General features: G+C 42.0%; 10 protein-coding genes. 2 read left to right on the top strand and 8 right to left on the bottom strand.

Annotated features, from left to right (window positions below):
* Nucleotides 1-499: 499 nt before the first annotated feature.
* The 8 genes from AB204_RS14535 to yhfZ form a co-directional block, all read right to left on the bottom strand.
* Nucleotides 500-1,588, bottom strand: coding sequence for an aminotransferase class V-fold PLP-dependent enzyme (locus tag AB204_RS14535; protein ID WP_047964088.1), 1,089 nt, complete (start codon nt 1,586-1,588; stop codon nt 500-502).
* Between the two features lie 4 nt (nt 1,589-1,592).
* Complete coding sequence (locus AB204_RS14530; protein WP_047964087.1) at nt 1,593-2,942, bottom strand: YhfT family protein; 1,350 nt, start codon at nt 2,940-2,942, stop codon at nt 1,593-1,595.
* 10 nt (nt 2,943-2,952) lie between these two features.
* Nucleotides 2,953-3,315 carry a DUF2620 domain-containing protein gene (locus tag AB204_RS14525; protein WP_047964086.1) on the bottom strand — a complete coding sequence of 121 codons (363 nt, stop codon included), beginning with the start codon at nt 3,313-3,315 and terminating at the stop codon, nt 2,953-2,955.
* 128 nt (nt 3,316-3,443) lie between these two features.
* Entirely contained in the window at nt 3,444-4,337 is an 894-nt protein-coding gene (locus tag AB204_RS14520) for a phosphotriesterase-related protein (RefSeq protein ID WP_152671546.1), read from the bottom strand.
* 14 nt (nt 4,338-4,351) lie between these two features.
* Nucleotides 4,352-4,537, bottom strand: a complete 186-nt coding sequence (locus tag AB204_RS22440) for a hypothetical protein (RefSeq protein ID WP_152671544.1) — start codon at nt 4,535-4,537, stop codon at nt 4,352-4,354.
* A 76-nt stretch (nt 4,538-4,613) separates the two neighbouring features.
* The gene (locus tag AB204_RS14515; protein ID WP_047964085.1) at nt 4,614-5,789 is read right to left on the bottom strand and encodes a YhfX family PLP-dependent enzyme; all 1,176 of its coding nucleotides are present in this window, start codon (nt 5,787-5,789) and stop codon (nt 4,614-4,616) included.
* A gap of 107 nt (nt 5,790-5,896) precedes the next feature.
* A complete protein-coding gene (locus AB204_RS14510; protein WP_047964084.1) occupies nt 5,897-6,259 on the bottom strand; it encodes a hypothetical protein in 363 nt (120 codons plus the stop codon).
* 54 nt (nt 6,260-6,313) lie between these two features.
* Nucleotides 6,314-7,222, bottom strand: coding sequence for a GntR family transcriptional regulator YhfZ (yhfZ, locus tag AB204_RS14505; RefSeq protein ID WP_047964083.1), 909 nt, complete (start codon nt 7,220-7,222; stop codon nt 6,314-6,316).
* A gap of 545 nt (nt 7,223-7,767) precedes the next feature.
* On the opposite strand from yhfZ, the gene AB204_RS14500 reads away from it, so the two are divergent.
* Nucleotides 7,768-8,655, top strand: a complete 888-nt coding sequence (locus AB204_RS14500) for an alpha/beta hydrolase (RefSeq protein ID WP_047964082.1) — start codon at nt 7,768-7,770, stop codon at nt 8,653-8,655.
* Between the two features lie 110 nt (nt 8,656-8,765).
* Complete coding sequence (locus AB204_RS14495) at nt 8,766-9,788, top strand: hypothetical protein (protein WP_047964081.1); 1,023 nt, start codon at nt 8,766-8,768, stop codon at nt 9,786-9,788.
* Nucleotides 9,789-10,017 lie beyond the last annotated feature (229 nt).

The following is a 10,017-nucleotide window of genomic DNA, read 5'->3' as shown; positions in this document are numbered from 1 at the left end:
GTTATAAATAACTCCTTGATTTTAAATGCTTATTTCGTGAGTGTTATTATGGATAACGGTTATAGATGACAGAAATATAAGGAAATTTAATTAAATGGAATAAGCGCCATGATGTTGCAGGGTATGATGTTGAAGGAAATTATCGTGCCGAATTAAATATTAGTTACATAGTTTTATTAATGTAATTTATATTACACCCATATGAAATAGTAGTTATTTAAAAAGAACTGGATCGTGATTAGAATGATAAAATAAATTGACCAAAGGCAAATTAGATGCTAATTATTATATGGAATAACTTGATTTATTAACGCCTGATTCTGTTTTGGTATTGTTAATCCAAGTCATGGGTAGATAATAAAAACAGATGAAATACCTTATGTAATGTAATAACAGAAGGTGATATATTGATTAATTTCTTAATGATAATCAGGCGTTATATTTTTTCTATAATATCAATTCAACAGCTTGCTTTTCAGGTATCGCTTTTCTTACATTTTTAACTTTTCAACTGACAGCTTTCTCGTAAAATGCGCATCACGGTATCTGCTCCGCTGCGATTAGGGTTAATACGGATCATACGATGTTCCAGTGTGGGATCTGTTTGGCGAAAGGTGCCAGAAATGCGGTAAAACAGGGGAGGAATTTCGAATTTTGATTCTGCGCCTACCGGATAAGGCAGTGCTCCGAATGTATGGGCTACGGTGAGTACCCTTTCTGCAATCGGTTCGTGAAATTCCACTAGCAGAACTTTTGATTGGGCATTGGCGAGGAATGCCTGTTTCACTTGTGGCAACTCCCCTTGATTCAAGCGTGCGACCAGTTCGTTATTAACTTCTGCCTGCACTGCATGCATGACGGACGCGAATACCATACCCCGCAAGGCTTCCATTGCCTGATAACCCTGTATCTGGCAGCCACCGGAATACATGCTGTGGCGAAGGTTATCAATGATTGCCTGTTCTCCTACAACAATCCCAACCCCTTGTGGCCCCAATAATTTAAAACAAGAGAATGTGGAAAGCGTTGCGCCATACTCACAACCAATCTGTGCCACTTTCATCACCGCATAATTATCGTCCACTAGTGAAGGAATGTGATATTGATTCAGCGTGTCAATCACTGCTTGCAGAGAGTAACTGTCAGATATCTTCTGGCGTGTGTGCTGGACAAGACAAGCCACAGGCTGGTATTGCCGGATGGCCGCCACAATTTGTTCCGGGTGATTGAAATCCGCCTGAACGATGTTTAATCCCATCTGTTCAATCGATACTTTAGTGGTGGGATAAATTGGCGCATTATGTACAAGCAATGTTGCATGGGGGCTGACTAAGGCGGCCAGCCCCGCACGCAATGCGCCGGTTCCTGCTCCATTGACAAAAGCTGCTGTTTCAGCGCCAAAAAACTCTGCAATTACAGCCTCAATGCGTCGCGTCATGCGTGGCTGGTGCAGATCCGGGACTAAGCCCAGATCACCTTGCGAAAGAAAATCAGCACCCGGAAAATGACGACAGATAATATCCACCAGCTTGAATTGCTGCTGTTGTGCTTGTGCCATCGTCATGCTTTGCAATGGATAGGTTTTCATTTTCTTATTTTATTCCCAGCAGAAAGAGCAAGTTCGCAAGAATACCCACGGTAATTGTTGCGATTGGGCCGATAGCCATTTCCACTAAAGGACGTTTAGAGGTACGGTTGAGCAGGTAGATACCCGCCACGATCATAAAGCCCATTCCCGGCAGAATGGCGTTGGAGGCAATCATAGCACCAACCAGCAAGGCCACTTCGAGCATTTTAGTGATCGCGGTACGAATGTGTCCGCTACACGCTTTCACGCCAGGGTATTTATCCAGCCAGATTGCAATTTTCGCCAGCAGCTGGATTTCGATGAACATGGTGATACCACCCGCAACAAAGGCAATCCACGGGTTGTTGGTCGCCAGCCCCGCCACAAATACGAATTTCATGCCATTCGGGCTGTAAACGCCGGTCGCTATCGCTGTTGTACCCACTAATGGAATAAAACCAATGGCACGTGCCAATGCTACCAGCAATGCGTTTGTCTGCTCGCCTTGCGCCATCAGTTGCAAGGAAACCGGGCCTTCCGCCAGCAGGCTGAAAGACATGGTTGCCGCACTGGCGGTCAGGCCACCACACAGAATCAGCAGCCACTTGTTTTTCTGGATGCGTTCTATACGGGTTGAGAACAGGCCGACCAAGACTTCATTGGCTCCTTTTTGCTCTGTCGATTGAGCAGGACGCTCGCGCATCGCAAAGTAGAACATGGCAATCATCGATAGCAGCAATGCAGCGCCGTTAGGGTCAATGCTGACGGGTTTTTCGATCATGCCGCCAAAGCTCAATGGGCCAATTGCTTTGGTGGCTAGATAGCCAACCAGTGCAGTAAGCATGACTAATAGACCTTTGCGATAGCCATATTGATAACCGACGACCATGGCAGGGAATAGGGCAAAGCAAGCCACAATCGGATCACCGACTTTTTTGAGGTCATCGGTGAAATTGACGGGCAGCAGGGCAAACAGTTCTACCACCGAACGCAGGCCGGCCAGCAAGGCAATGGCATACAGGGCACCGATGATACCAGAGGCGATAAAGCCTCTTCGGCTGTTGGCACACCAGATGCCAATCATGTCAGTGCCGAGTAACAGACTGTGAACCAGCACAATGGGAGCGGTGAGTGAAAAGGGAATACCAAAACCGACAACTAAACCAATGCTCAGAGCGAAGCTGGTTGCGGCGAGTACTTTTCGGCTCATCCGTCCTTCAAGGTATTCAGGCAATAGAGGACGCAGGCCATCATGGAAAACAGCGATACCGCGGTTTGCCATCATGGCAGCAATAGCCCCGATTGCTGCCAATAATCCCGCTTTGAAAGGATCAACTTCCATCAATCTGATCAGGAAATCATGAAGATGCTGCATGATAGGTTCCTTATAGTGAGATGATGGTGTTAATTATCACTGGCAGGACGATCTCAATATCTTGTCCTGTGAAACCAAATGCTTTTTTACCTGCTTTCACGTGAGCAATAATTTCATCGTCAGACAGAATTTTGCCCGGCATGCCTATGGTGGCACATTGTTCGAAGCCGATAAGGGCGATTGCGATTGCCAATGCACCACCACCACCGGTGTTGCATGCGCCAAAGTAGTAATCTGCATCGCCATTTTTAATTGCCATAGCGGCTTCGATGTCATTCATGACTGTAATGGAAGTGGCTTTATCTCCTGCTAATTGACGAATATTCTCGGCTATCGCCTCTTTCTCTATTTGCCCACCAATGACAAATCTCATGCTGTTATCCCTCTTTTTGTATCTTCTATCGGATTGCTTTTAAAAGTTATTTTTTTATTTTCTTGAACACGTTTTTTTAAAAACCTGGTTTTTGAAAACCTGTTCTTGAAAACCTTGCCTTGGAAAACTCAACGTTGGAAAAATCGTACAGGATTATCGCGTAGCATTTGGTCTATCTGCGTTTGGGAAAAACCAGCTTCCCGCAACATAGGAACGAATACGGTTAACAGATAGTCGAACCCGTTTCCCCCATTGCTTTTTAAATGAGAGCGGCGAGTGATATCTTGAGAAAGCATTACTCGCTCAAGTAACCCAAACTTGGCGATTTCCTGCAACATGGCAATGCGTCGGCTGTCTGGGTAGTAATTATTTTTGCCGATGGTATCGAATTGTACCCATGCCCCGGCTTCCAGCAACGGAATGATGGTATCCAGATTATCTTTAAGGTCACAATGGCCGATAGCCACATGTTTGGGGGATACGCCAAATCCTTCTAGCAGCATCAATTGTTCGAGCCCCATTGTGCCCAATGTGGTATGGGTGGAAATGGGGCAACCTGTGGCCTGATGTGCCAGAGCGGCGGCGGCAAATACTTTTTTCTCATTTTCGGTGATTTGCCCGAGACTGGAACCTATCTCTGCGATCACCCCGGCTTTTAATTCGGTGCCATCAATGCCGATTTCGATCTCTGAGATCATCTCATCGGCGATCGTCTGTACACTCAATTCACTGAAATGGGCTGGGAAAAAGGGCTGTTTATAGTAGCCTGTCGAGGCGATGATATTGATATGGGTATCACGCATTAAATCCAGTAGAAAAACCGCATTGCGTCCCATGTAACGGTTAGTCATCTCCACGATATTCCTTACCCCGAGGGTATAGAGATGATGCAGCTCATCAACGATCAGATCATATTGATCCAATCGGCAATCAAGGTTGCTTTTTGCAACAGAAAGATCGATATGCAGATGCTCATGTACATAGGTATAGCCAGAGGCGTCAATGCGGCTATCTGTTTCTATTGCCAAATGATGATTTACGGTTCGATTTTCTGATGAATGTTGCAGTGTGTACCCCCGGCTTTTAACTCGATACCTTTGATATCCCACGGCCCGAGTGTGCCTTCAACTGCATTAATGCTGGATGAGGAATACGAAGCGGAATGTGTGGGCGTATCCCCAGTCTGGTTGTAGTATCCCATAAAATGTTTGCTCAGGATCATGCGGTAAATCCACTATAGCGAAAATAACATTATTTAATGACGGAATATTATTATATGTAATACCTATATTGAGGGATTATTTAGAATAGCCACTATTTTTCCAATTCCCTTGGCTGTCATAAATGCCTTCAAGTTTTGGAGAACCTGATTGAATACCTGAAACAAGAGCGACATCACTGCGAGTCACGAAAATTTGAGGGCGGAAACACATGATCACAGGACTACCGATAGGATGAGTGCCTGACAGCGGGAGGTTGTAATCAATGCAGGGTTCTCCCAATCGCAGTATGCGCACTTTTTTGGGAGAAATCGTGTGCTCATGGAAAACCAGTGCATGTTTCATGTGCCCACGTTTATAGTAACCGCCACCGTAGCAGTAACTATTGCCATCGTAGTGATGAGAGACTTCCGTGACATAGACCATAGCAACATGTTCCGGCTCTTGACCACTGATATTGGCGGGGACAGTTCCGGTCAAGGCATGGCCCGGTTCCAGATGGGTGGCACCGTATTTGGACAGTAATGGAATGGTGTTACAGCTTGATGCTGCCGGGGCATTGATTTGTGAAAGGTTAATTCCGAGTTGTTCGAGTCGGTTTCGTGCACGAATGAGGGTCAGCAAATTAGTGGTAGGTAAGGTTGTCTGGTACCGTTCATCCCATGATAGACAAGGGAAATGAGTCAGGCCGCTCAATTTAATGCCGGGCATATGTTTTAAGGCATCCACGGTGGCATCGAGTTCACTGAAGGTGATACCCGCTTCTTGACCGGGGAAAGCAATATCTCGTTTATCAAATATTTTCAGCATGACGGGCTGAATTCGTCCCAATTTCTCCGCAGCATCCGAAATGGCTTGTGCTTTTTCAAGCGAATATACTGTGATGATATCTGGCTTATGCTTGAGCATGGTTTCGATTAAATGTGTCGGTGTTTGCACCAAGTGGCCGATGTGGCACAGTGGTACACCATGCTGGCTCAGGCTATAGGCTTCCCTGAAATCGACAGCAACAACGCCGCGATAACCGAGCTCAACCAATTTCTTGGTCAACCATGGATTGCGCCCGATTTGTTTGGTCATCAAATAGAGTTCAATGCCATACTGCTCTGCGACTTGTAGTAAGCGCCGACCATTATTCAAGACCTGATCGACATCAATGATGTAAGTATCTGGTAAAATGACGCCCTGTTGCCAAAGCTCTTTTGCAACTTCAATCAATTTGGGGTTCTGTTTTTTCAATGCGTCAATAAACATAGGCTTCCCTTCATATCTGTCTGCAAAGCAGCAAGGCTGTGTAAGAATTAAAATTTTCTGTGGAGATTAATCTTCATTTTTTTGAATATTTATAATGGAACCAAAAGCTAGTCACTTTCGATCGAAAGCATTAAACCATATAAATTCACTAACAGATAGCCTTCTTCACTGGGATCTAGCTTCACTTTGAAGTTTTCTATCAAAGAGTGATGAATTGTCAGTAATCGATTGTAGTCTTCAGATTGCTCAATGTTTGACAGAATGTCTTTATCCAGAGGAGAGACCTTTTCACCGCGACGTGAACGCATAAAAGCACTTGCCATATGGGTAAGCGCCATTTCGCCTTGCGGGTGATGGATAGGGATACGCCAGGTATCTTCCAGAGCATGCACAACATTCAGCATGTCATCGTAGATATCTTGGTCGATGACACCACCTTGCAACAAGATAGTTAAGCGTTGTTCTACCATTGCTTTTTGTTATACGTCAGTATTAATAAACAGTTTATTTTGATTGTTAGAGTGTCAATAAACGGGCTCGATGATGCCTGCTACGACATTTCGTTGATGAGTCAGTAAGACTTCCTTATCAACCATAGTATGCAGGAGTTGCTGGATGGGGATATTATCCTTGCGGGCAAGGATAACGGCTTCAGAAGCCTTGATAAAGCATTCGCTGTTATCCGGGAGTTGCGTCATCAGGCCCTGTACTATCAGTTCGTGGCCTTCTCCGACGTTCCAGATGGCCGCATCAATGTGGCCTTTGATGATTTGATTCAGGCATTCATGGTAAGAAACCTCGACCAATTCAATTTCTTTTCCGGCAAAAAATTGCTCTGTCATTATTTTTTGGTCTGCTGAGGTACTGTCTAATCCCACGCGGCGAATGGATTCCATTTCGCCATGACGAAAGATTAGCCTATGCCTGTCTGTGTAACTTTGTGTCCCTAGTGAAAGCGCAATATATAGATCTTTATTTTCTGGGTGCTGCTCTGCGGCAAGTCTTGATGTTACGGCTAAGTCGTAAACACCATTCAGTAAACATTCAATGCGGATATCTGAGCCACGCATATGCGCAAAGTAGAAAGGAACACCTGCACATTGTGCTTTTAAACCACTTGCCAGCCCTTCATAGGCACGGGTATAAGGAAGAGGCATTGCGCAGACCACATTGCCGATATCGGCATATTCCAAGAGTAATTTGTGGTTTATCTGAGCAAGGAAACTACCATTACGACCACGACGCTTAATTCCAACCGCCTGTACTTGTTCGAGAGATTTTAATGCTGCTTGCATCAAACCCACGGACAAATCGCATTCTTTAGCCAGTAATTCAATGGTTTTCAGCCGGTTACCACATTGTTCAGAGAGGAGATAACGGGCCAGAAAAGCCTGTGCAATCCCCTCTTTTTTAATGAATGTTTGACTTATCATTACAAGTTGTTATCCATTCTCGTTTATATTCATAAATTTGAACATAAACCGCAACAAGCGAATTAAAGAAAGGGGATTAATATCACAATTATTAAAAAAATGAAAATTTAAAAAATAATAAAGTCTAATATTATCAATATTTTGAAGATATATTTTTATTTTGCCCTGAAGATATCAAAATCGTTATTATGGGAGAATATAGGGAATGTGGGGGAAATTTCTATGCCAGATCACTGTATTTTTCTTTCTGGATGGTGATTTTTGCTACACTATTTGTCACGCGATAGAATAATTAGGTTATGTTCTTTACGTTATTATTGTATGAATCAATAAAATATCCTGTTGGATGTAATTTATCTAAACGCAGCAAAACTTAGCTTTTTCTGTTGTTATGCGCAATAAAAAAATCTTGTTTGTTTCAGGATTTTATTTTAGTTTCATATTTTAAGTTGTTTCTATCTATACCCAATGAATTCCTAGCTGTGGCGCAGTTAATAAAGCTATTTTTTGAAAGATGAAGTATATATATCAAAAGGTTGCCACCTATGAAAATTACTGCCAATCATATTTCGATTGAAGTTGAAGATAGTGGTGGGGAAACACGCCCAGCCGTTTTGCTTATCATGGGGTTGGGAATGCAGCTTATTGACTGGCCTGATGAAATAGTAAACCTATTAGTCGCGGCCGGGTTTCGCGTAATCCGTTATGATAACCGTGATGCCGGGTTAAGCCAGCAATTTGATCACCTCCGGCAGTCCACATTTTTTTGGCAAAAACTCCGTTTTCGTTTGGGGTTGCCGGTCCGTACTCCTTACAGTATGCAAGATATGACAGATGATGCCTTGGGAGTACTCGATGCGTTAAATATTTCACAAGCTCACATTATTGGTGCCTCAATGGGAGGTATGATTGCCCAAAGGCTGGCAGCAACTTACCCTGAACGAGTTATCAGTTTGGTGAGTATTATGAGTTCAAGTGGTGCTCACTATCTTCCCCAGCCTCAGCCAGAAGTGATGGCGGCATTATTGGCTAAGCCGGGAGGCACTAGTGAAGATGAGCTGATCACTCATCAGCTTAACATCATACAAGCTGTTGTTTCTCCCTCTGAATCATTAGATAAAGATAAGTTGGCCCAGCATTTGCGGATGACCTTGCGCCGTAGTGGGTATCATCCTAACAGTTCGATGCGGCAGACATTGGCGGTAATGGCAGATTCTCACCGAGTCGATCTTTTGGCAAAAATTCGTTGTCCAACATTGGTTGTACATGGTGAAGATGATCCTTTGATTCCGATTGCCTGTGGCGAAGATACGGCCAAACGTATTACCGATGCTGAATTTTTATCAATCCCCAAAATGGGGCATAGTTTCCCGCCACAATTTATGCAAGCGATGAAAGAGAAAATTATTCCATTTTTGCATGGAGCAAAGTGATAAAAGGAATAAAAAATTGAATAATTAAATTTATGCTTTTAGCATGATGAAAATCATTTTCTATTTCCCAGTGCCTATCAGGGTAAAATGATATAGTTGAGGTAAATCACATGAAAAAAAATATTATTTTTATTTATGGTGAAAATACTGCCAGAAAAAATTATTTTCAATATCTTCTCAAAAGAGATAAGAGTGAAAATGTGTATATGTTGATAGATGATTTAAATATGGCAATAAATATATCACCAGACCCGGTAAGAGATCAAGGTCAGGCAGGAAGAATAATAAGGAATTTTATTTCATTTATGTATGGGAACAGTAAAGGTGAATTTACGAGTAATAATTTTGATTATTTATATAAAAGGGTATCTGGTTATATGCAAGGTCGAGCTTGTAAACTAGAAATAGATGCTTGTCGTTATATCTATGAGAATTGGATATCCTTTATACTTAAAAATAAGAATAGTTTATCATTTCAAAACATCTTAATGAAAAAAGCAACAAAATACAATATTAAACTTAATAATTGGGCAGACTTGGGTATAAGGTTTATAAATAAAAATATAACAATGAACTCCATGGTTCTAAATGAAGAAATCAAATTTGATGGCGTTGGTATGGGCATCATTGAGCATATTTTTAGTCAATTCGACAAAGGCGATATGGAGGGACTTAGTGCATTGAGAAAAATAGAAGAAGGTGTTGAAAAAAGAGGGTCATTTTTTAATAGGAGTCAGTGTGTTCTTTTAGTTGCGTTCTCTATTGCTATTGTTAGGAAATTATGTAAGTTAGGGTTAGAATGGGTTGCTGAAGAATCCAGAAATGCAAATTCACCGATTAAGGGTTTTTGTTTTATTGAAGATTACTTTGCTATGCAATTATCTCATGATAATCAAGTTAGTAGATATCATTCTCGGTTAGGTGAACAGACTCTTTCTCATCACCCCTGGAGAGAAAAAACATCATTTGCACAAGGTCAATATTGTAGTTCGATTACAGAGTCAGAATTTAGATACTTAAATAAGGCTATCATACCTAAAAATCAAATATTCCATCAAAAAACTGAAAAAGATGAATGCTTAGGAATTGATGAAGAAGTATTTAACGTTTTGAGTAATATGAAGCACTATTGAAACACCATATAGTTAGATAATAAAGTTTTTTTATATTAAATCCAATTCTAATGTATTTCGGGCTATAATTTTTTAGATGAGATTTGTTTGAGTTAGCAACTGGCTGATGTCCTTCATTAGGATTATTTTCATCTTCATTCCCATCCAGAATATTTACTTTTATTGTAGAGATTAGGGATGGGAATCCATTTATTTCAGATATCGGTCTGGTTAATCAATCTATAGCTTC

The organism is Xenorhabdus khoisanae (assembly GCF_001037465.1).
Lineage (GTDB): Bacteria > Pseudomonadota > Gammaproteobacteria > Enterobacterales > Enterobacteriaceae > Xenorhabdus > Xenorhabdus khoisanae.
This window is presented reverse-complemented; position numbering and strand designations above follow the sequence as displayed.